Source organism: Streptomyces sp. SudanB25_2051 (genome assembly GCF_964272635.1).
Taxonomy (GTDB): domain Bacteria; phylum Actinomycetota; class Actinomycetes; order Streptomycetales; family Streptomycetaceae; genus Streptomyces.
Map to the genome: position 1 here is coordinate 2,404,421 of NZ_OZ186787.1, position 22,263 is coordinate 2,426,683.

Annotated in this window: 17 protein-coding genes and 1 rRNA gene; 8 read left to right on the plus strand and 10 right to left on the minus strand. The window is 72.3% G+C overall.

All coding sequences use genetic code 11. From position 1 onward, the window contains the following. Nucleotides 1-40: 40 nt before the first annotated feature. Nucleotides 41-550, minus strand: coding sequence for a DUF6912 family protein (locus tag ACSUPT_RS10665; RefSeq protein WP_351967650.1), 510 nt, complete (start codon nt 548-550; stop codon nt 41-43). 787 nt (nt 551-1,337) lie between these two features. On the opposite strand from ACSUPT_RS10665, the gene ACSUPT_RS10670 reads away from it, so the two are divergent. Continuing rightward, nucleotides 1,338-1,778, plus strand: a complete 441-nt coding sequence (locus ACSUPT_RS10670; protein ID WP_436946195.1) for an Rv3235 family protein — start codon at nt 1,338-1,340, stop codon at nt 1,776-1,778. A gap of 310 nt (nt 1,779-2,088) precedes the next feature. On the opposite strand, the gene secA is transcribed toward ACSUPT_RS10670, so the two are convergent. Further along, nucleotides 2,089-4,899 (minus strand): preprotein translocase subunit SecA, encoded by a 2,811-nt coding sequence (secA, locus tag ACSUPT_RS10675; RefSeq protein WP_351967651.1) that lies wholly within the window; start codon nt 4,897-4,899, stop codon nt 2,089-2,091. Nucleotides 4,900-5,151: 252 nt separating this feature from the next. Here secA and ACSUPT_RS10680 point away from each other — a divergent pair, with 252 nt between their 5' ends. Both ACSUPT_RS10680 and ACSUPT_RS10685 read left to right on the plus strand, forming a co-directional pair. Beyond that, a complete protein-coding gene (locus tag ACSUPT_RS10680) occupies nt 5,152-5,733 on the plus strand; it encodes a GNAT family N-acetyltransferase (RefSeq protein ID WP_436944128.1) in 582 nt (193 codons plus the stop codon). A 57-nt stretch (nt 5,734-5,790) separates the two neighbouring features. Beyond that, a complete protein-coding gene (locus tag ACSUPT_RS10685; RefSeq protein WP_351967653.1) occupies nt 5,791-6,957 on the plus strand; it encodes a winged helix-turn-helix domain-containing protein in 1,167 nt (388 codons plus the stop codon). A gap of 134 nt (nt 6,958-7,091) precedes the next feature. On the opposite strand, the gene ACSUPT_RS10690 is transcribed toward ACSUPT_RS10685, so the two are convergent. From ACSUPT_RS10690 to mtnA, 7 genes are all read right to left on the minus strand, one after another. Continuing rightward, entirely contained in the window at nt 7,092-7,856 is a 765-nt protein-coding gene (locus ACSUPT_RS10690) for a response regulator transcription factor (protein ID WP_351967654.1), read from the minus strand. Between the two features lie 192 nt (nt 7,857-8,048). Then, nucleotides 8,049-8,738: a ribosome hibernation-promoting factor, HPF/YfiA family gene (gene hpf / locus ACSUPT_RS10695; RefSeq protein ID WP_351967655.1), complete on the minus strand. Its 690-nt coding sequence runs from the start codon at nt 8,736-8,738 to the stop codon at nt 8,049-8,051. A 333-nt stretch (nt 8,739-9,071) separates the two neighbouring features. Beyond that, the gene (locus ACSUPT_RS10700; protein ID WP_436944129.1) at nt 9,072-9,677 is read right to left on the minus strand and encodes a ComF family protein; all 606 of its coding nucleotides are present in this window, start codon (nt 9,675-9,677) and stop codon (nt 9,072-9,074) included. Nucleotides 9,678-10,590: 913 nt separating this feature from the next. Next, nucleotides 10,591-12,456, minus strand: coding sequence for an LpqB family beta-propeller domain-containing protein (locus tag ACSUPT_RS10705; protein WP_436944130.1), 1,866 nt, complete (start codon nt 12,454-12,456; stop codon nt 10,591-10,593). Continuing rightward, nucleotides 12,446-14,515, minus strand: a complete 2,070-nt coding sequence (mtrB, locus tag ACSUPT_RS10710; protein ID WP_436944131.1) for an MtrAB system histidine kinase MtrB — start codon at nt 14,513-14,515, stop codon at nt 12,446-12,448. Before mtrB ends, ACSUPT_RS10705 begins: the two co-directional genes overlap by 11 nt. A gap of 1 nt (nt 14,516) precedes the next feature. Then, nucleotides 14,517-15,206: a two-component system response regulator MtrA gene (mtrA, locus tag ACSUPT_RS10715; protein ID WP_187703247.1), complete on the minus strand. Its 690-nt coding sequence runs from the start codon at nt 15,204-15,206 to the stop codon at nt 14,517-14,519. A 4-nt stretch (nt 15,207-15,210) separates the two neighbouring features. Further along, on the minus strand, nt 15,211-16,362 hold the full coding sequence (mtnA, locus tag ACSUPT_RS10720) for an S-methyl-5-thioribose-1-phosphate isomerase (RefSeq protein WP_436944132.1): 1,152 nt from the start codon (nt 16,360-16,362) through the stop codon (nt 15,211-15,213). A gap of 194 nt (nt 16,363-16,556) precedes the next feature. Here mtnA and ACSUPT_RS10725 point away from each other — a divergent pair, with 194 nt between their 5' ends. The 5 genes from ACSUPT_RS10725 to ACSUPT_RS10745 are packed head-to-tail and all read left to right on the plus strand — an operon-like array spanning nt 16,557 to nt 21,976. Then, nucleotides 16,557-17,777: a hypothetical protein gene (locus tag ACSUPT_RS10725; RefSeq protein WP_403503133.1), complete on the plus strand. Its 1,221-nt coding sequence runs from the start codon at nt 16,557-16,559 to the stop codon at nt 17,775-17,777. 4 nt (nt 17,778-17,781) lie between these two features. Beyond that, the gene (locus ACSUPT_RS10730) at nt 17,782-18,474 is read left to right on the plus strand and encodes a DUF4129 domain-containing protein (RefSeq protein ID WP_351967661.1); all 693 of its coding nucleotides are present in this window, start codon (nt 17,782-17,784) and stop codon (nt 18,472-18,474) included. Further along, on the plus strand, nt 18,471-19,673 hold the full coding sequence (locus ACSUPT_RS10735; RefSeq protein WP_436944133.1) for a DUF4350 domain-containing protein: 1,203 nt from the start codon (nt 18,471-18,473) through the stop codon (nt 19,671-19,673). The genes ACSUPT_RS10730 and ACSUPT_RS10735 overlap by 4 nt, the downstream gene beginning before the upstream one ends. Then, the gene (locus ACSUPT_RS10740) at nt 19,670-20,662 is read left to right on the plus strand and encodes an AAA family ATPase (protein WP_361662935.1); all 993 of its coding nucleotides are present in this window, start codon (nt 19,670-19,672) and stop codon (nt 20,660-20,662) included. Before ACSUPT_RS10735 ends, ACSUPT_RS10740 begins: the two co-directional genes overlap by 4 nt. A gap of 3 nt (nt 20,663-20,665) precedes the next feature. Continuing rightward, nucleotides 20,666-21,976, plus strand: coding sequence for a DUF58 domain-containing protein (locus tag ACSUPT_RS10745; RefSeq protein WP_403503142.1), 1,311 nt, complete (start codon nt 20,666-20,668; stop codon nt 21,974-21,976). A 121-nt stretch (nt 21,977-22,097) separates the two neighbouring features. Here the strand turns inward: ACSUPT_RS10745 and rrf are convergent. Further along, nucleotides 22,098-22,214 (minus strand): 5S ribosomal RNA (gene rrf, locus ACSUPT_RS10750). Nucleotides 22,215-22,263: the final 49 nt, after the last annotated feature.

Here is a 22,263-nt window from a genome sequence, read left to right on the forward strand (position 1 = left end):
CGAAACCGTACCGGCCGGGTCCGACAACCGGACCGGGCGGTCAGTCGACCAGGTTGGGGATCTCCTGCACGCCGTACCAGAGCAGCTCGTGGTCCTCGGCGCCGTCCACGGTGAACTGCGCGTCGTCGTCGCCCAGATCGGCGGCGCCCAGCGCGTCGGCGGCGGCCGTCACATCGGCCTCGGCGTCGGCGGAGTCGGCGTGGACGGCCGCGGCCTTGGCCAGCGGCACGGGCCCGGCGACCCGGACCTCGCCGACCGACGCGGGGTCGAGGCCCCGGTCGGGGTCGGCCGTCGCGGCGCCGTCCGGGACGTCCACGGCGACGACGACACGGCGGCGCGCGGCGTCCGGGTCGGCGGCGAGCAGGCGCAGGGAGGCGGCGGCGGCGCGGCTGAGCGCGGCGTACTCCAGCTCCTCGATGTCGTCGGAGACGTACCACTCGCGCAGCCCCGGCGTGACGGCGTACGCGGTGAGCGAGGCGCCGGTGCCGAGGGTGCCCGTCCTGTGCGCCTGTGCGAGACCGGGAAGGGTCAGGGGAACGTACACGCGCATGACAGGCCGCTTTCGTAGTCGACAGACGTCCTCAGGATACGTGCGGCCGTACCCCTTCGGGGGCTGGTATCGGGCCTCCGCGGCGTCCACCCGGCGTTGCGCTGACCCCCTGTGAGCCCAGGCACCCCATGGCCTGCCTCACCCGGACGGGTGATTCGGGGGCGTCGCGGCACCGGCTTGACAGGCCGTTGCGGGGCGGGTGGCGCACCCGTACAAGTGGCAGCGCGAAGTTACCCCCCGGTAATCCGGGCTGACGGAAGGGACCACGCCGATGCCGCCCACCCCGACCTCCACCCCCGAAGCGCGGCCCGCCCGCGTACCGTCGGCCCGCGGGCCGGCCGACGCGCACTCCACGGCCCGCACCCGCTGGAAGGCCCCGGAGGGCCTGGGCGCCACCGCCGCCCGCAACGCCGCGTCCGCCGCGCACCGCCTCCACCCGCCCGCCACGAGCCGGACCACCGCGGGCCGGACCACCGCGGGCCCGGTCACCCCCTCGGGCGCAGTCACCGCCGCGGGGCCGGACGCTGCGAACCGGGTCACCGCGGGCCCGGTCGGCGCCGGTGCGGGCGCCGCCAGTGCGGTCACCGCCGGTGCGGGCGCCGCCGAGCGTTCCGTCCCGGTGAGCGCTGCCGCCGGGGGCCCCTCGGGCACGGCCACCGCGGAGGCGGCCGCCGTACGCCCCGCCGGGGCCACACCGGCCGTCCCCGGCACGGCCCCGGCGGTCGCGGGGGCCGCTGGGGCCGGGCGCGGGCCGCGCGCGGCGGGCCGGCCCGGCGGGCGGCGGGACCTGCGGCGGCCGGGCGGCACCGCGCGGCCGGGCGGCACCCGCCCCGGCGACGGCCGCCCCGGAGCCGTACGACCGCGCCCGCCGGCCGGTTCCGCTCCGGACGCCCACCCGCGCGCCCTGCCGCCGCATGTGGCGTTCGCCGAACGGCTGCTGGCCGTGCTGACCGGCGAGCGGCCCGTGCACTGGATGCTGGGCCACACCGTCGGCGAGGCGTACGAGCAGCTCATCCGCCTGGCCCCGGCCAACCCCCTGCGCCCCACGGGCAGCCGGGAAGCACGTCCCGTGCTGCGCCGCTGCGGCGGCAGCCCGTTGCGGCCGGGCGTCGTCGAGGCGTACGCCACGGTGGCGACGGGCGCGAGGGTCCGGGCGATGGCGTTCCGCCTGGAGCGCGGCCAGGACCTCAGGTGGCGCTGCGCGGCCGTGGACCTCGGCCCGGCGTAGGCGGCGGGGCCGGCGTGCACGGCGGTCGGGCGGGCTCCCTGGTACACAGGGGGCCAGGGCGCCCGTCCCACCGCCTCAACCCCGGCCCGGGGCCCCATCCACCTCGCGTGGGGCTGAAAGGCCCCCAGGCGCCGCCCAGGGGCCGCCGGAGCCGCGAGAAGGCACCTCCCGGCGGGCGCCCTCCGGCGGCCGCCCGCCGGCCTGGCGACGCCGCGAGGCGCTGCCTGAAGGGCTCGCGCACACGAAAGGCGGGACCGGCACGCCGCTGGGCGCATCCGGTCCCGCCTTCACCGCCTGCGGAGGCCGCCGGTCACTTCTTGCGGCGACGGCCGCCCTTCTGGGCCTTGCGGCGCTCGGCGCGCGTCATGCCGTCGGTCTCGGAGCGGGCGCCGCCGTTGTCGAAGTCGCCCTCGACGATGCCGCCCTCGCCGTCGACGGTCGGCGCGGAGAAGTGCAGCCGGTTCGGCCGCTGCGGGGCGTCCAGGCCCTTGGCGCGGATCTCGGGGCGGCCGGCGCCCGCGGGCACGGCCTGCTCCTTCTCCAGCGACGGCCGCTCCTGCGCCGCCTCCACCGGGACCTCCTCGACCTGCTGCTCGACCTGGACCTCCAGGTTGAACAGGTAGCCGACGGACTCCTCCTTGATGCCCTCCATCATGGCGTTGAACATGTCGAAGCCCTCGCGCTGGTACTCGACCAGCGGGTCCTTCTGCGCCATGGCCCGCAGGCCGATGCCCTCCTGGAGGTAGTCCATCTCGTAGAGGTGCTCGCGCCACTTGCGGTCCAGGACGGACAGCACGACGCGCCGCTCCAGCTCACGCATGATCTCGGAGCCGAGCTGCTTCTCCCGCGCCTCGTACTGCTCGTGGATGTCGTCCTTGATGGACTCCGCGATGAACTCCGCCGTGATGCCGGCGCGGTCCCCCGCGGCCTCCTCCAGCTCCTCGATGGTGACCTTGCACGGGTAGAGCTGCTTGAAAGCGCCCCACAGCCGCTCCAGGTCCCACTCCTCGGCGAAGCCCTCCACGGTCTCCGCCTGGATGTAGGCGTCGATCGTGTCGTCCATGAAGTGGCGGATCTGCTCGTGCAGGTCCTCGCCCTCCAGGACGCGGCGGCGCTCGCCGTAGATGACCTCACGCTGCCGGTTGAGGACCTCGTCGTACTTCAGGACGTTCTTGCGCGTCTCGAAGTTCTGCTGCTCGACCTGCGACTGGGCGGACGCGATGGCGCGCGTGACCATCTTGTTCTCGATCGGCACGTCGTCCGGCACGTTCGCCATCGCCATGACGCGCTCGACCATCTGCGCCTTGAACAGCCGCATCAGGTCGTCGCCCAGCGACAGGTAGAAGCGGGACTCGCCCGGGTCGCCCTGACGGCCGGAACGGCCGCGCAGCTGGTTGTCGATACGCCGCGACTCGTGCCGCTCCGTGCCGAGCACGTACAGGCCGCCGAGCTTCTTGACCTCCTCGGACTCGGCCTTCACCGCCAGCTCGGCCTTCTCCAGGGCCTCCGGCAGGGCGGCGACCCACTCGTCCGGGGTCTCGACCGGGTCGAGGCCGCGCTGGCGCAGCTCCGCCTCGGCGAGGTCGTCGGGGTTGCCGCCGAGCTTGATGTCCGTACCGCGGCCGGCCATGTTCGTCGCGACCGTGACCGCGCCCTTGCGGCCGGCCTGCGCGACGATCGACGCCTCACGCTCGTGGTTCTTCGCGTTCAGCACCTCGTGCGGGATGCCGCGCTTGGACAGCTGCTGCGACAGGTACTCGGACTTCTCGACCGACGTCGTACCGACGAGGATCGGCTGGCCCTTCTTGTGCTTCTCCGCGATGTCGTCCACGACCGCGGCGAACTTCGCGACCTCGGTGCGGTAGATCAGGTCCGACTGGTCCTTGCGGATCATCGGCCGGTTCGTCGGGATCGGCACGACGCCCAGCTTGTAGATCTGGTGGAACTCGGCGGCCTCGGTCATCGCCGTACCGGTCATACCGGACAGCTTGTCGTACAGGCGGAAGAAGTTCTGCAGGGTGATCGTGGCGAGCGTCTGGTTCTCGTCCTTGATCGGGACGCCTTCCTTCGCCTCGATCGCCTGGTGCATGCCCTCGTTGTACCGGCGGCCCGCGAGGATACGGCCCGTGTGCTCGTCGACGATCATGACCTCGCCGTCGATGACGACGTAGTCCTTGTCCTTCTTGAACAGTTCCTTCGCCTTGATGGCGTTGTTCAGATAACCGACGAGCGGCGTGTTCACCGACTCGTAGAGGTTGTCGATGCCCAGCCAGTCCTCGACCTTCGCGACACCCGACTCGTGGATGCCGACGGTCCGCTTCTTCTCGTCGACCTCGTAGTCGCCGGTCTCCTCGATGCCCTTCAGCGGATTGCCCGGCTCACCGCGCTTCAGCCGCTGCACCAGCTTCGCGAAGTCGCCGTACCACTTCGTCGCCTGGTCCGCCGGACCCGAGATGATCAGCGGCGTACGCGCCTCGTCGACGAGGATCGAGTCGACCTCGTCGACACACGCGAAGTTGTGGCCGCGCTGCACCAGCTCGTCCTTCGACCACGCCATGTTGTCGCGCAGGTAGTCGAAACCGAACTCGTTGTTCGTGCCGTACGTGATGTCGCAGTTGTACTGCATGCGGCGCTGCGCCGGCGACATGTTCGCCAGGATGCAGCCCACCGACAGACCCAGGAACTGGTGCACCCGGCCCATCAGCTCCGAGTCGCGCTCCGCCAGGTAGTCGTTCACCGTGATCAGGTGCACGCCCTTGCCGGACAGCGCGTTCAGATACGCCGGGAGCGTACCGACGAGGGTCTTGCCCTCACCGGTCTTCATCTCCGCCACATAGCCGAGGTGCAGCGCGGCACCACCCATCAGCTGCACGTCGTAGTGACGCTGGCCGAGCACGCGCTTGGCCGCCTCACGAACGGTCGCGAAGGCCTCCGGGAGCAGGTCGTCGAGGCTCTCACCGTCCTGGTACCGCTGCTTGTACTCGTCGGTGAGGGCCCGCAACTCGGCGTCGGAGAGGTTGACGAAGTCCTCTTCGATGGAGTTGACCTGGTCCGCGATGCGGTGCAGTTTGCGCAGGATCTTGCCTTCGCCTGCACGCATGAGCTTGTTGAAGACGGACACTGAGGCTGGTCTCCTTGCCGGTCGGGCCTGGCACTGGGTCTTGTCATGGACACTGGCACGGGCACGGCAGGTGGTCCCCACCGCAACGGTCATCGTAAGCGAGGACCCCGCCACGCCGGGAGGTCCGCACCCTTCCGTGAACGATCGCCGGGCCACCGCCGCCCTCAAGGAGAACGCGCGGAACGCGCCGAAGGTGCCGCACCCCGCCCCACCAGTTCACCGCCCCCGCCCCGCCCCCACCACAATCCCGGCATGGAACCCGTCACGCTCACCTCCGAGCGCCTGCTGCTGCGCCCCTTCACCCCCGACGACGCCGAAGAGGTCCGCGCCGCCGTCCAGGACCCGCAGATCAGACGCTGGATACCCCTCCCCGACCCGTACGGCGCCGCCGAGGCGCGAGACTTCGTCTGCCGGTACGTCCCCGACGCCTGGCGCGACGACACCGAGTACACCTTCGCCGTACGCCCCCGAGGCCGGGCGGACGGCCCCCTGCTGGCGTCCGCAAGCCTCCACCACCCCCGCGCCGGCACCTGGGAGGTCGGCTTCTACACGGTCCGCGAACACCGCGGCAACGGCTACGCCACCGAAGCCACCCGCACCCTCGCCCACTGGGCGTTCACCACCCTCGGCTGCGCCCGCCTGGAATGGCGCGCCGAGGTCGGCAACACCGCCTCCCGCCTCGTCGCCGAGAAGGCCGGCTTCACCCTGGAGGGCACCCTCCGCGCCGCGTTCGCCCGCCCCGACAGCCGCCGCGACTGCTGGCTCGCCTCCCTCCTCCCCTCCGACCTGGGCCTCCCCTCCCCCACCCCCTACCTGCCCTCCCCACACGCCTGAACCCCGCCTGTGGAAAACCCCCGCCCCCTGTCAGTGACGGCCTCTATCGTGCGAAGCATGACCACGACGCCGCCCCCGCCCACGCATGAGCTCTCCGCCGACGAGGCCCGCCGCATAGCCCTGCGCGCGCAGGGCTTCCTCGGCGCCCCCGACCGGCGCGCCGGTGTGCGCGGCGTCCTGCGGCACCTCGGCGCCGTCCAGCTGGACACCATCTCCGTCCTCGCCCGCTCCCACGAGCTCATCCCGTACGCCCGCCTCGGCGCCGTCGGCCGCCAGACCGTCGAAGCGGCGTACTGGACCGGCCGGCACGCCTTCGAGTACTGGTCGCACGCCGCGTGCATCCTGCCCATCGAGGAGTGGCCGCACTTCGCGTTCCGCCGCCGCGCCTACCGCCGCCGCCCCCAGTGGCACCACGACCTGCCGGACGGCGCGTACGACACGGTGATCAGGCAGCTGCGCACCGAGGGCCCCCTCACGGCCACCGAGCTGGGCGGCGCGAAGAACGGCGGCGAGTGGTGGGACTGGTCCGCCTCCAAGGTCGCCGTCGAACGGGCCCTGATGTACGGCGAGGTCGTCTGCGTGGAGCGCCGCGGCTGGAAGCGCGTGTACGACCTCGCGGAGCGCGCCGTCCCCGCCGACCTCCTCCACGACGAGCTCGACGACCGCGAGTGCCTGCGCCGCCTGGTACGGCTGGCCGGGCAGGCCCTCGGGGTGGGCACGCGCGCGGACATCGCCGACTACCACCGCATCAGGGGCGAGGAGTTCGACTCGGTCGTCGCCGACTCGGGGCTCGTACCGGTGCGGGTAGAGGGCTGGGACAAGCCGGCGTGGGCGGACCCGGCGGCCCTCGCCAGCGAACCGCGCGGACGGCACCGCACGACGCTGCTGTCCCCGTTCGACTCGCTGATCTGGGAACGCGCCCGCACCGAGCGGATCTTCGGCTTCACCCACCGCCTGGAGGCGTATGTGCCGAAGCAGAAGCGCGTCCACGGCTACTTCGCGATGCCCCTCCTCGCGGGCGGCAGGCTGCTGGGCCGCGTCGACCCGGCCCGCGAGGGCACCACGCTGGTCGCCCGGCAGTTGTCCCTGGCGGGCCCCAAGGCGATAGGCCCGATGGCGCAGGCGCTGCGGGAGGCGGCGGAATGGGTCGGCTGCGACACCGTACGCATCGAGCGGACGGACCGCCCCGACCTCACCCCGGCCCTCACGGCGGCACTGGGCTGACGGCGAAGGGCCTGAGGTCCGGGGCGGGCGGAGCCCCGGACCCCGGGCAACCGACCGCACGCGTCAACGCTGTTGCGGCGCTGTCGTCCCGCGGCCCCCCTGGCCCTGTGAGGCCGGGGTCCGGGGCGCCCGGCCTACCGGATCTCGAGGATCTTCTCCCGCATCGCGTACACCACGGCCTCCATCCGGGAGTGGAGCTGGAGCTTCTCCAGGATGTTGCGGACGTGGTTCTTCACGGTGTTCTCGGAGATGAACAGCTCCTTGGCGATGTCCCGGTTGTTCATCCCCGTCGCCACCAGCTTCAGCACCTCCAGCTCCCGGTCGGTGAGCCGGGGCGCCGGGACGAGCCGGCGGTCGTCGGTGCGCTGGATCATCGACTTGAACTCGGTGAGCAGCTTCGACGCCATGGAGGGGCTGATCTGCGACTGGCCGTCCGCGACGGCGCGGATGGCCGTGGCGACCTCGTCGGTGGAGATCTCCTTGAGCAGGTAGCCGGTCGCCCCCGCCTTGATCGCGTCGTAGAGGTCCGCCTCCTCGTCGCTGATCGTCAACATGATGATCTTCGCGCTGGGGGCGACCTCCTTGATGGACGTGCACGCCTCGATACCGCCCCGCCTGGGCATCCGCACATCCATCAGCACGATGTCGGGCAGCAGGTCGGCGGCCTTGTCGACCGCTTCCGCCCCGTCGCCCGCCTCACCGACGACCTGGATGTCCTCCTCCTGCGCGAGGACGATCTCCAGTCCTCGGCGGAAGAGGGCGTGATCGTCCACGACGAGGACCCGGATCGGTTCCTTCGCGGGCACGTCGCCCCCTCCGGAGTCCCGTCGCGAGGCGGCCCCGCAGTCCGGGGCGCCGGAGCCGCCCGGATGATGCACCGGGCCGAAGCTGTCCGCCATCGTTCCTCCCCCTGCAGGCCGGGGCCCTGAAGTTCACGGTCGACATACCAACGACGGCCCGGCATGGACCGGTTGGTACGCGTCGCCATGATTTCATGCCCCGGCGCCCACGCGGTGATCCTTCGGTGGCACGGGGGTGCCCCCGGGGGCGCACGGGGCGCTTCCGGGGGCACCGACACCGTCAGGGAGCCGTCAGCCGCCGAGCGCGCCGCCCGCGCCGCGTCCCTCGCTCCCCGCCAGGGGGTCGTTCTCCAGGTGGATGACGCCGTAGTCGTAGGCGTGGCGCCGGTACACGACGCTGGGCTGCTTGGTCTCCGCGTCGACGAACAGATAGAAGTCGTGCCCGACCAGCTCCATCTCGTACAGCGCCTGGTCGAGCGACATGGGCGCGGCCCTGTGCGTCTTCTCCCGCACCACGAGCGGGCCCTCGCCCTGCACCTCCAGCGAGCCGATCCGCGTGGTCGGAACGGTCTCCTCCGACTCCTCCAGCACGGCGACCCCGGTGCCGTTGAGCCGCGCAACCCCGGGCACCGCGTCGGCCACCTCCGCGGCCGTCATACGGCCGCTGCCGCGGCGGGTGTGCCGCTTGTCGTGCTGCTTGCGCAGCCGCGCCTCAAGCTTGGCCGTCGCGAGGTCGAGCGCTGCGTACGGGTCGGCGGCGGCCGCTTCCGCCCGGATCACCGGGCCTCGGGAGTGGAGGGTGATCTCCACGCGGTCGGACCTGTCGGCCTGCCGCGGGTTGTGCTCCTTGGACACCTCGACGTCGAGGCTGATCACCTTGCCGTCGAGCTTCTGGATCTTCTCCAGCTTCAGCTTCTCGGCCACGTGCTTGCGGAACCGCTCGGGCACCTCGGTCTTGCGGCCCTTGACGACGATGTCCACGCAGAACTCCGTTCCCGGATCGCTCCAACCAGCTCAGCTGCTGGCGAGCATCTCCCTTTTGCACCAGACCCCGGTGAGCACCGGAGTCTCGGACTTGGCGACTTAGACCTCCTCCTCCCCAGTCGACAAGATCCCCACCCCACAACATCGATGTGCTGACCGGCTCCGGATTCCGTACGGACGCATGGCTGCTCATTCGGTGAAGGGCGGCATTCGCCATTCCTGTACAACCGAACATAGCTCGCCCGGACGGCTACCGGCACCCGCTACCAGCACAAACCTCCGATCAGGTGTTCTCATCCGCTTACCACCTGCAACGATCGAGATTCCTTGTCAGTTCCGGTTTATTCCGAACGCTTTTGGAGAAGCAGCCACCACAGCGGCTCCGATCAGCACGGCCCCATGGTCGCCCCGCGGCAATTCGCCACGCCCGGGGCCGAATGGCGTGTACGCCGCGCCAAAGGTCCCGTGTACCCGGCGTGATTCCCCGCCATTCCCCCCGAACGCCCGGCCTTCCCCACCGTCGGCGATCCGGCATCCGCCGCCGACGACTCCGACCGCCCCTGGACTTTCCACAGGGCCGCACACACCCGCAGGGCCGGCCCCCGTTCCGGTCCGCGCATGCCCGGCTTCCGCAGATCCGGTCCACACCTGCCCGACCCCCGCTGAGCCGGCCTCCGCAGGCCCGGACGGCCATTCGACGCCGGGCGGCGCGGCTCCCGCGGCGGCCACACGCGCCGCGCCCGCCTCGTAGAGGGCGCGGGCCGCTTCGGTGAGCGAGGCGCCCGTCGTCATGAGGTCGTCCACCAGAACGACGCAGGCGCCCTCCAGCAGCCGCATCCCGCCCGGTACGACCTCCAGGGCTCCGGCCAGGTTCTCGTGCCGCTGACGGGCGTCCAGCCCCGCCTGGTCGGCCACCTTCCGCCGCTGCCGCAGCACCGGCGCGACCCTGGCCGCCGTACCGCCACGCCTCAGCTCCCGCCCCGCAGCGACCGCCACACGCCGTACCGCGTCATGCCCACGCGCCCGCACCGCCCGCCGCGCCGAAGGCACCGGAACCAGGACCAGGGGGAGGGCCCCCACCCCCACCCCTCCCCCACCCTCCGCCTCCACCACCGCCCCCACGCCCCGCCCCTCGGAGCCACCCCGCACGGCGCCGACGCCGTACGCGTCACCGCAACACGCGCAGACACCCCGCACAGCACCGCTGCCCCCAGCACCACCGCCCAGGGCTCCGCGGCCCTCGGCAGCCCAAGCCACATCGCCTCCACCCGCGGCCACCGCCCCCCGCACAACGCACCCGCCCGCGGCAGCGCGTGCCGCGCCCGCCAGCGCGACGCCCAAGGGGGTCGCCAGGGCGAGCGCGCCCCGTTCCTTGTGGGCGAGCAGGACCGCCCGTACGGCGTCGGCGTACGGTGCTGCCGCCCATACGGCGGGGAGCCCGGCAGGCTCCGGTTCCGGTCGTACACGTACCGCCGGCCGGCCGTGGAGCGACCGGGTACAGCCGTCGCACAGGACCGTACGAGGACGGCCGCAGCCGGCGCAGGCCACCGGTAGTACGAGCCCGGTGATCTCCTGCCACCATCCCCGCATGGCTCTACGTTCCCGTGTCCCGGCCGGGGCTGCCACCCCTGTGGACAACGGGCTGTGGAAAACCGCGGCGCCCGACAACCCGCCCGGCGACCGCATCACCCCGGCGTGACGTTCACGCGGCGGGACCACCGCCCGGCCACCCCGCCGCTCCCCCGGCAGGCACCCCTACCAGGACGCCCCGGCTCGTCACAGCACCAGGTCAGGCCACCACGCCTGGACCGCCAGAAGCCTGGCCGCCCTGTGGCCATACAGCCGGCCGTCAGCCGGGGTAGACCGGCGACGTGCCCTTCTCGACCATCGGCTGCCAGTTGACGCCCGCCTGGAGGCGGACGATGCCGTCGTCGGCGGCGGCCACCAGGGGTGCGCGTTCGTCGTTGGCGGCGGCCACGGCCTTGACCTGGTTGAGGCCAGGGATCAGCGCGGCGGACGCGGAGCCGTCGGTCTGGATGTACCGGACCTGCTGGACGCCGCCGGCCTGCTTGCCGAGGACGACGAGGCGACTGGGGCCGGCCCAGGACACGGACGTCACGGATTCCATGCGGGGTGCGATGGACTGCAGGTCGACGACGGAAACCTTCTGCCGGTCTCCGTCCGTCGCGCGTTCGACGCGGCCGATGTGGAGGGTGGTCTTGCCGTTGCGGCTGAGGCGCAGGGCGATGCGCACGCCGTCCTCGGAGACCCGCAGTTCCTCGACGCGTACGCCCTCGTCGAGCCACGGCGTGGTGACGGTGAGGGGTTTGCCGCTTCCGCCCGGCAGGAGCAGGAGCTTCGGGTCGGCGGGGTTGCGGTCGGCGACCCACAGGTCGTTGCGGCCGTCCCAGCTGGGGGCGGAGAGGCGGTTCGCCGGTACGGCTCCCCGGCTGGTGACGAGGGGTTCGGGCAGGTCGGTGTCGGTCTGGATGGACGCGACGCGCAGGGTGCGGCCGTTCTGGGAGACGGCTGCGGCGTGCTTCTCGTCGCGGGAGACGGCGACGGTCTCGACCTTCGCGGCGCCGTCGCCGAAGGGGCCGTAGACGTGGCGGGCCTCGACGGCCTCCTTGGCGCCGGGGAGGAGCTGCGCGAGTTTGCCGGTGGCGTCGACGTAGTACGGAATCTCGCGGAGGCCGGGGGTGGGGTCGGCCATGAAGTCGGAGCGCTGGTCCTCGCCGAGGACGCACAGGGACCGGCCGTCGGCGCGCTGGAGTTCCACCTGCTCCACGCGTGTGGAGCCGAGGTCGCTGACGGTGAAGAGGACCTGCGCGGCCATCTTGCGGCACTGCTCCCGCTCGACGTTGTCGGCCTTGTCGTTGAGGGGGATCTTGAGGGTGTTGCGGTCGTCGATGGTGAGGGTGGTGGTGTTCTTCTTCAGTTCCGTCCCGGCGGGGAAGCGGGTGTAGACGGCGGGCTTGAGCCAGTTCGTCGGCCCTTCGAGGAGGGCTTTCACCGTCTGCGTCAGGGAGTCCATGAGGGTCACGGGGTCCTGGCGCTTGCGGATGTACACGGGGTCGGCGACGACCCAGGGCTTGCCGGACGCGAAGTAGTACTTGTTGACGGAGCGGTAGTTGCGCTGGAAGTCGGATTCGCTGAGGAGGAGGCCCTGCGGGAGGGCGTCGATCCGCCATTCCTTCTGCTTGCCGTCGGCGGAGCGCTGCTGCACCAGCTGGATGGTCTCGCTGTACGTGACGGAGCCGACCGGCTGGTAGGCGTGCCGGTCGTCGACGATGGCGACCTTCTGCCCGGAGAGCCGGTAGCGGAGGGTCTGCGGGTCGCCGGGCAGGCCGTGTTCCTGGCGTGCCGGGCCGCCCTGCTGGGGGACGGGCGCGGCGCTGAGGACGGTGGTGCGTTCCTCGGGCTTCCAGGTGCGTGCGGCCTGCTTGGTGAGGTATTCGCGGGCGGTGGCGAAGTTCGGGTCGTCGCCGGTCATCGCTTCGAGGAAGCCTTCGACGATCTCCGCCGGTTCGGCGTTGTCGCGGGGGGCGACGGGGTAGACGCGTACCTGCGAGTCGCCTTGCCGGGACGCTTTGACGCTGCTGACGTCGCCGCTGTCGGGCATGGAGGCGCAGCCGGCGAGGAGGGCGGCGGAGCCGAGGAGGGCGGTGCCGCGGGCGGTTCGCCGGTGGGTGGGGCGGCGGCGGTCAGCGCCCACGGGTGGTGTCCTTCCGCTTCGTCTGGTCCTGGTTCTGCTGCCGGCCGTGTGGGGGGTCGTCGCTGTCGCCGGCGGGTTCGCCGGTGTGTCCTCGGGGGACGACGCGGGTGCCGTTGCCGGGGAGGGCGGTGGGGTCGGCGGTGGCGGCCCGTCCCTGGCGGGGTGGTACGGCGGAGCGGGGTGGTCCGGGGAGGGTGCGGGCGGTGGTGCCGCTGCTGCCGGACTGGGCCTGGCCGGGGACGCCGGTGCTGGTGTGGCGGGTGGTGGCGTGGGGGTGTTCGGTGGCGGTGTGCTGCCGGTTGCGCCGGGAGTCCTCCGGTTCGAGCGGTATGGGGGAGCCGCGGAGGGGTTCGTCGGCGGTGCGGGGCAGGGTGAGGCGGAACTGCGAGCCGCCGCCGGGTTCGCCCCATGCCTGGAGCCAGCCGCCGTGGAGGCGGGCGTCTTCGAGGGCGATGGACAGGCCGAGGCCGGTGCCGCCGGTGGTGCGGGCGCGGGCGGGGTCGGCGCGCCAGAAGCGGTTGAAGACGCGGGTGGCTTCGCCGGGCTTGAGGCCGACGCCGTAGTCGCGTACGGCGACGGCGACGGCGCCGCCCGCGGAGGCGAGGCGTACGACGACGTCGCGGCCTTCGCCGTGTTCGACGGCGTTGACGACGAGGTTGCGCAGGACGCGTTCGACGCGGCGGGCGTCGGCTTCGGCGATGACGGGCTGTTCGTCGCCGACGACGCGGATGTGGCCGCCCTTGTGTTCGGCGAGGGGGCGGGCGCCGTCGATGACGCGGTGGACGACGTCGCGCAGGTCTATGGGTTCGGCTTCGAGGGCTGCGGCGCCGGCGTCGAAGCGGCTGATCTCGAGGAGGTCGGCGAGGAGGGACTCGAACCGGTCGAGCTGGTCGCCGAGGAGTTCCGCGGAGCGTGCGGTGACGGGGTCGAAGTCGCCGCGGGCCTCGTAGATGACGTCGGCGGCCATGCGGACCGTGGTGAGCGGGGTGCGCAGCTCGTGCGAGACGTCGGAGACGAAGCGGCGCTGCATGCGGGAGAGGTCTTCCAGCTGCTGGATCTTGTGCTGGAGGTTCTGGGCCATCTTGTTGAAGGCTTCGCCGAGGCGGGCGATGTCGTCTTCGCCGGTGACCTTCATGCGTTCCTGGAGGCGTCCGGCGGAGAGGCGTTCGGCGACGCCGGCGGCCATGCGGACGGGGGTGACGACCTGGCGGACGACGAGCCAGGCGATGGCGCCGAGGAGGACGACGACGAAGAGCCCCGCGGTGGTGATGGTGGTTTTGACGAGGGCGAGCGAGGCCGCTTCCTGGGTGAGGGGGAAGAGGTAGTACAGCTCGTAGGTGTTGCCCTCGACGTCGTTGAGGCGTTTGCCGATGACGAGTCCGGCTTCGGAGCGCTGGCCGTCGGCGTAGTGGATGCGGGTGTACGTCTGGAACGTTCCGGTGCCCTGGGCGACGGCTTCGCGGAGGGCCACGGGGATGCTCTCGACCTTGACGCCGCCGGAGGCGCGGGCGCCGCGGCTGGGGGCGGTGCCGGCGGAGTCGGAGCTGAGGGCGACGACGTCGAAGGCTCCGGCGCCGCCGCTGGCGAGCTGGACGACGAGGTCGGAGCGCCAGTTGAGGAGGGAGCGGGAGGTGGTGCCGGGGGTGTCGCCGTCGGCGGGGGCGGAGCCGGTCGCGGCGGCGGCTTCGTCCTGGGCGGCGGAGAAGCCTCCGGCGGCCTGGCTCTGCGCGGCGCGTTCCTTGGCGTCGAGGAGGCCGTTGCGGACCTGGCCCATGACGACGAATCCGAGCAGGAGGACCACGCCGAGTGACATTAGGAGGGTGGCGACGACGACGCGGAGCTGGATGTTGCGTCGCCAGATCCGTACGGCGGGCAGGAGGGGGCGGCGGATCCAGCGGGCCAGGAGGCGGAGCACCGGGCCTCCCGGTGCTCCGTCCTGGAGGATGCGTCCGCCGCGGAGGAGGCGGCCCCTGCGGGTGGGGCCGTGCCCGGTTCCGGCAGCCCGCTCCGCACGGACTCCCGGCTTCCCGGGCTTCGGAGCAGCGCTGCCTCGGGTCATGTCAGTTCGGTCCCGCCTTGTAGCCGACGCCGCGGACGGTGACGACGATCTCGGGCCGCTCGGGGTCCTTTTCGACCTTGGAGCGGAGTCGCTGGACGTGGACGTTCACCAGCCGTGTGTCGGCGGCGTGGCGGTAGCCCCAGACCTGTTCGAGGAGGACTTCGCGGGTGAAGACCTGCCAGGGTTTGCGGGCGAGTGCGACGAGGAGGTCGAACTCGAGGGGGGTGAGGGCGATGGACTGGCCGTCGCGCTTCACGGAGTGGCCGGCGACGTCGATGACGAGGTCGCCGATGGTGAGCTGCTCGGGTGCGGGCTCCTCGGACCTGCGGAGGCGTGCCCGGATGCGGGCGACGAGCTCCTTCGGCTTGAACGGTTTGACGATGTAGTCGTCGGCGCCCGACTCGAGGCCGACGACGACGTCGACGGTGTCGCTCTTCGCGGTGAGCATGACGATCGGCACGCCGGACTCGGCGCGGATGAGCCTGCACACTTCGATGCCGTCCCGTCCGGGCAGCATGAGGTCGAGGAGGACCAAATCGGGCTTGGTCTCCCGGAATGCGGCGAGTGCCTTGTCGCCGTCCGCTACGAACGACGGCTCGAACCCTTCACCACGCAGCACGATCCCGAGCATCTCGGCCAGTGCGGTGTCGTCGTCGACGACAAGGACGCGTCCCTTCATAATCGACATCATCCCATTAGCTAATCGTTACCTGGCGTGACCTGGCACACAGCTCCGCGATTCCTCCTCCGGTCACCGGCGACACGACTCCTGCCTCGGTAACGATCGCGGTCACCAATTCGGGCGGCGTGATGTCAAACGCCGGGTTGTAGGCCTGCGTTCCCAGGGGCGCGTGCGGGGTTGCGCCGCCGGGCGCGGTCCCGGCTGTCCCACCGGGCACCTGGGGTGTGAGCTGAGTCACCTCACTGCCGGGTCGTTGTTCGATGTCGATGGCCGTTCCGTCGGGGGTGTCCGGGTCGATGGTGGTGACGGGGGCGACGACGACGAACGGCACGTGGTGGTACTTGGCGAGGACGGCGAGCGGGTAGGTGCCGACCTTGTTGGCGACGGAGCCGTCGGCGGCGATCCGGTCGGCGCCGACGAGTACGGCGTCGACCTCGCCGGCCGCGAAGAGCGACCCGGCGGCGTTGTCGGTGAGCAGGGTGTAGGCCAGGCCGTGCCGGGCGGCCTCGTACGCGGTGAGGCGGGCGCCCTGGAGGAGGGGCCTGGTCTCGTCCACCCACAGCCGCCGCAGCCGTCCTTCGCGGTGGGCGGCGAGGGCGACGGCGAACGCGGTGCCCTCCCCTCCGGAGACGAGGGCTCCGGTGTTGCAGTGGGTGAGGACGCGGTGGCTGCCGCCAGGCAGCAGTTCGTCGAGGAGGGCGAGGCCCCGGGCGGCCATGGCGGTGCTGGCCTCGGCGTCTTCCCTGTGGAGCCGCCGGGCTTCCCCGAGCGCGGCCTCGGCGGCCTGGGCGGGGGTGGCGCCCTGTTCGGTGGCGGCCCGGTGGGCGGCGAGGGCGCGGCGTACCCCGTATCCGAGGTTGACGGCGGTGGGCCTGGCCCCGGCGAGCTGGGCGGCGGCGTCCTCGACGTCGTAGCCGCGGGCGGCGGCGAGCGCCACTCCGTAGGCGCCGGTGATGCCGAGGAGGGGCGCTCCTCGGACGGCGAGGGTCTGGATGGCCTGGACGAGGGCGGGTACGTCGGTGCAGACCAGTTCGACTTCCTCGGCGGGGAGCCGGGTCTGGTCGAGGAGCACGACGACGGGTCCTTCGGGGGGTTCCGCCCAGCGGATGACGGGCGGTGCGGGGGGCTGTCCGCGGAGGTCGGTTCCTGCAAACTGATCAGCCATTCGCCCAGTCTGCCCGCTGTGCCGGTGACATTGAAGGTGTCGCGGTGGGCGCGGCAGTCGTCAGGGCCCTGGCCTGTGGCCGGGTGGCCCGTGGCACGATGGCTGCCGACCTGCCGCTCCGCGGGGTGGCGGGGTGTTGTGACCGAGCCGGCTCGACGAGCGGGCGCCGCGACCAAGCCACGAGGTGGACGACCGTGAACGACTCTCCGGGCTGGGCTTCGCCCGGATCTCCTTCCCCGTCCGACGACCAGGGCGCCGGTTCGCCCCGCCCGGCCGGTGACCAGGGCGGTCCGGCTCCGAAGTGGTCGGAGAACCAGCCGCCGCCCGGCCAGTGGTCGCCGCCGGCGGCCCGCCCCGGCGGCCCCGTGCCGCCCGCGCCCGCACCGGGGTGGGGCGGGCGCGGCCCGTACGGCGGCTGGGCGCAGCCGCCCGCCCCGAAGCCGGGTGTGATCCCGCTGCGGCCGCTGGGCGTCGGGGAGATCCTGGACGGCGCGGTGTCGACACTGCGCGCGCACTGGCGGACGGTTCTGGGCATCACGCTCGTCGTCTCGGCGGTGGTGCAGCTGGTGCAGTTGCTGCTGCAGCGGTACGTGCTGCCGCAGCCGCCCGCCGTGGACCCGGACGCGAGCCCGTCGGAGGTGCTGGAGCAGGCCGGTGAGGCGATGCAGACCACCATGATCGGCATGGTGCCCTCGTCGCTGCTGGGTCTGATGGCGCAGTTCGTGACGACGGCGCTGCTGACGTTCGTGGTGAGCCGCTCGGTGCTGGGCCGCCCCGTGGCGTTCGGCGAGGTGTGGCGGGACGCCCGGCCCCGGCTCGTGCCGCTGCTGGCCCTGACGCTGCTCCTGCCGGCGATCGTCACGGCCGTCTTCGCCGTCGGTGTCGGGCCGGGGCTGCTGATCGGCTCCACCGCGGGTGCCATGCTGGCGGTCCTCGGTGGTGCGTCGGCGCTGCTGGTGGCCATCTGGCTGACGGTCCGCTTCAGCCTTTCGTACTCGGTGGTGATGCTGGAGCGCCAGGGCGTGCGGGCATCGCTGCGGCGCTCCGCGAAGCTGGTGCAGGGCGCCTGGTGGCGGATCTTCGGCATCCTGCTCCTGACGGCGCTGCTGACCACGCTGATCGTCATGATCATCGTGATTCCGTTCTCCCTGATCGCCCTGCTCGTGGACGGTGACGGGATGAACGGCCTGGTGTCCGGGTCCCCCGACCAGACCAGCTGGACGTTCCTGATCATCACGGGTATCGGTGCGGTCATCGCATCGGCGATCATGTACCCGATCACGGCCGGTGTGACGGTCCTGCTCTACGTGGACCAGCGCATCCGCCGTGAGGCCCTCGACCTCGAGCTCGCCCGCGCGGCGGGCGTCCCCGGCTACGGCTCCCCGTCGCCGGGCGACACGACTCCTAGGAGCTGATGCGGTGCCGGTCACGGGGGGAGCGGCGGCCGCGCTGAGGCCGGCCGCCGCGGACGGCGACGGGCCGCCGCTGGACGTGCCGCGCGTACCCGCCCGTGAGGCGGCGGAGCGGGAGCTGTCCAAGCCGATGTACGGCGAGGACGAGGAGAACTTCCTGATCCGCGCCATGAACGCCTTCTTCGAGTGGATCGGCGACCTGTTCGACGCGGCGTCCGGTGCCGCGCCGGGCGGCTGGCTCGGCATCGCGGTGATCGCCGTCGTGGTGGTGGGCCTCGTCGCCGCACTGTGGTGGCGGCTCGGCACCCCGCGCCGCTCCCCCGCCTCCGCCGACTCGCTGTTCGACGCGGGCCCGCGGACGGCGGCCCACCATCGGGCGGCCGCCGAACGGCACGCCGCCGCCGGCCGCTGGAACCAGGCCGTGCAGGAACGCATGCGCGCCGTCGTCCGCTCCCTGGAGGAGCGCACCCTGCTCGACCCGCGACCGGGCCGCACGGCCGACGAGGCGGCCGCCGAGGCCGGCCGGACCCTGCCCGCCCACGCCGACGAGCTGCGCGCCGCGGCCCGCGAGTTCGACGACGTCACATACGGCGGCCGCACCGCCGACCAGCGCGCGTACCAGCGTCTGAAGGACCTGGACGCCGCGGTGGAGCGGGCCAAGCCCCAGTGGAGCGGCACCACCCAGGGAGCAGCCCAGTGACCCCGACCGGCACGTCCCTCTCCCGGAGCCCCGCGCACGTGTGGGCGCGGGCACGCGGCGTCCTCCTCGCCCTGGCCCTGCTGATCACCGCGGGCGTCCTCCTGGCCCTGCTGCAGGGCGGCGGGGGCCACGGCCGGCTCGACCCGCGCTCCACGGACCCCAACGGCAGCCGCGCCGTCGCCGAACTGCTGAAGGAACGCGGCGTGTCCGTCCGGGTCGCCACGACCTTGGCCGAGGTCACCGAGGCAGCCGGCCCCGACGCCACCGTGCTGGTCACCGCCCCCGATCTGCTCACCGACGACCAGCAGACGACACTGCGCGGGGCGGTCGACTCTTCCGGCGGCCGGACCGTTCTCCTCGCCCCCGACGAGTTTTCCCTGGAGACCCTGGCCCCCGGCGTGACGGCCGACCTGCCCGACACGGTCACCCCGCTGGAGCCCGCCTGTTCCCTGCCGGAGGCCCGCCGCGCGGGCAGGGTGAGCCTGGGCGGCGAACGGTACGACACCACCGGCTCGCCCTCCGCCCAGTCCTGCTACTTCCGCGACGGCCAGCCGACACTGGTCCGCCTCGAGAACTCCTCCGGCGGCGACACGGTCCTCCTGGGCGCCGCCGACCTGCTCTTCAACAAGCACCTCGCGGACGAGGGCAACGCGTCGCTCGCCCTGCAACTCCTGGGTTCCCGCAGCCATCTCGTCTGGTACCTCCCTTCCCTCACCGATCCTTCGGCCGCCGGCGGCTCCGATGACGGGGACCGGGTGGAGGGCGAGTCGGACTTCCTCGACCTGATCCCTTCGGGCTGGCTGTGGGGCAGCCTGCAGCTCGCCATCGCGGCTGTCCTGGCGGCGATCTGGCGAGCCCGCCGCCTGGGCCCGCTCGTCACCGAGCGCCTTCCGGTCGCCATCCGCGCGTCGGAGACGACCGAGGGCCGCGCCCGCCTCTACTTCCGCGCCAATGCCCGCGACCGCGCCTCGACCGTCCTCCGCTCGGCCGCCCGCACCCGCCTCGCTCCTCTCGTGGGCGTCCCGACGAGGGAGGCCCACTCCCCCAACGCCCTGTTGCCCGCCCTGTCCGCCCGGCTCACCGGCGACCGCGGCGACCTGCGGAACCTGCTGTTCGGCCCGGCTCCCTCCGGTGACGCCGAACTCGTCCTCCTCGCTGAACAACTCGACGCCCTCGAAAGAGAGGTACGCACCTCATGAGTGCCCCGACCCCCGAGACCGCTGAGAACTCGGACCGCGCCCGCGCCTCCCTGGAAGCCCTGCGCACCGAGATCGCCAAGGCCGTGGTCGGGCAGGACCCCGCTGTCACCGGGCTCGTCGTCGCCCTGCTCTGCCGGGGCCACGTCCTGCTCGAGGGCGTCCCGGGTGTCGCCAAGACGCTGCTGGTGCGCGCACTCGCCGCATCGCTGGAACTCGACACCAAGCGCGTCCAGTTCACCCCCGATCTGATGCCGAGTGACGTGACGGGTTCCCTCGTCTACGACACGCGGTCCGCCGAGTTCTCCTTCCAGCCCGGCCCGGTGTTCACCAACCTCCTCCTCGCGGACGAGATCAACCGGACCCCGCCGAAGACCCAGTCGTCGCTTCTGGAGGCGATGGAGGAGCGTCAGGTCACGGTGGACGGCACACCGCGCCCGCTGCCCGAACCGTTCCTCGTGGCGGCCACACAGAACCCCGTCGAGTACGAGGGCACCTACCCTCTCCCCGAGGCCCAACTGGACCGCTTCCTCCTGAAGCTGACGGTGCCTCTGCCGTCCCGCGAGGACGAGATCAATGTGCTGACCCGTCACGCCGAGGGCTTCAACCCGCGCGACCTGAAGGCCGCCGGGGTGCGCCCCGTCGCCGACGCCGCTGATCTGGAAGCGGCCCGCCGCGCGGTCGCCCGCACCTCGGTCGCCCCCGAGATCGCCGGCTATGTCGTCGATATCTGCCGTGCCACGCGTGAATCCCCCTCGCTCGCTCTCGGCGTCTCCCCCCGAGGCGCCACCGCTCTGCTCTCCACCTCCCGCGCCTGGGCCTGGCTCACAGGCCGGGACTACGTCATCCCGGACGACGTGAAGGCCCTCGCGCTGCCCACCCTGCGCCACCGCGTCCAGCTGCGCCCCGAGGCGGAGATGGAAGGCGTGACGGCCGACTCCGTCATCAACTCGATCCTCGCCCACGTCCCCGCGCCGTCGCTGAGGCAGTGACCCATGGCCCTCACCGGACGTACCGCGCTCCTGGCGGCGATCGGCTCACTCCCGGTCGGGCTGCTCGCACCCAGCTGGACGGGGATGCTGGCCGTCAACGCCCCCCTGTCTCTCGCAATTCTGTGCGACTACGCCCTGGCGGCGCCAGTGCGAACGCTGCGGTTCACCCGAAGTGGTGACACATCCGTTCGACTGGGTGACGTGGCGGAGGTGGAGCTGCTGGTGGAGAACCCTTCGCGGCGCCGCCTGCGGGCGGATGTCCGCGACGCGTGGCCGCCGAGTTCCTGGCCGGCCGGCACCGATCTGGAGGCGTCTCGCCACAGCGTGACGGTGCCGGCGGGTGAACGGCGCAGGCTCACGACGCTGCTGCGGCCCGCACGCCGCGGCGACCGGCACGCGGACCGGGTCACCGTCCGCTCGTACGGGCCGCTGCGTCTGGCCGCCCGCCAGGGCAGCCACCAGGTCCCCTGGAGGGTCCGGGTGCTGCCGCCGTTCACGAGCCGGAAGCACCTGCCGTCGAAGCTGGCGCGGCTGCGGGAGCTGGATGGCCGCACCAGTGTGCTGACGCGCGGTGAGGGCACCGAGTTCGACAGTCTCCGCGAGTACGTGCCGGGTGACGACACACGCTCGATCGACTGGCGGGCCACGGCACGGCAGACGACCGTCGCCGTCCGCACCTGGCGCCCGGAGCGGGACAGGCACATCCTGCTGGTCCTGGACACGGGACGTACGTCGGCGGGCCGCGTCGGGGACGTTCCGCGCCTGGACGCCGCGATGGACGCGGCTCTTCTGCTGACCGCGCTCGCCTCACGCGCCGGCGACCGGGTGGATCTTCTGGCGTATGACCGCCAGGTCCGCGCCCGTGTGCAGGGCCGGGCGGCAGGCGACACCCTGCCCGCGATGGTGGACGCCATGGCGACGCTGGAGCCGGAACTGGTCGAGACGGACGCCAGGGGCTTGAGCGCCGCCGCCTTGGCAGGTGCGCCGCGCCGTTCTCTCGTGGTGCTGCTGACCAGCTTGGACGCGGCCCCGATCGAGGAGGGCCTCCTGCCGGTCCTGCCGCAGCTCACGCAGCGGCACACGGTGGTGGTGGCGTCTGTGGCGGACCCGCACGCGGACGAGATGACGAAGTCCCGGGGGACGGCAGAGGCGGTGTACGAGGCTGCTGCCGGCGCCCAGGCGCAGGCCCAGCGGCGCAACACCGCGGAACAGCTGCGGCGTCACGGTGTGACGGTGGTGGACGCCAAGCCGGACGATCTCGCACCGGCACTCGCCGACGCCTATCTGGCACTGAAGGCCGCCGGCCGCCTCTGACGTCTTGGGTCCCTGAAAGGAAAGGGGGGCCTCCTCTCGGAGGAGGCCCCCCTTCTCGTATTCGACCCTGGAAATGCGGAAAGCCCCGTGCCATCAGGCACGGGGCTCCCCGTCAAAAATTGTTCGGCGGCGTCCTACTCTCCCACAGGGTCCCCCCTGCAGTACCATCGGCGCTGAAAGGCTTAGCTTCCGGGTTCGGAATGTAACCGGGCGTTTCCCTAACGCTATGACCACCGAAACACTATGAAGATATGAACTCAACCAGCCAAATGGGAGTTCGTTACTTC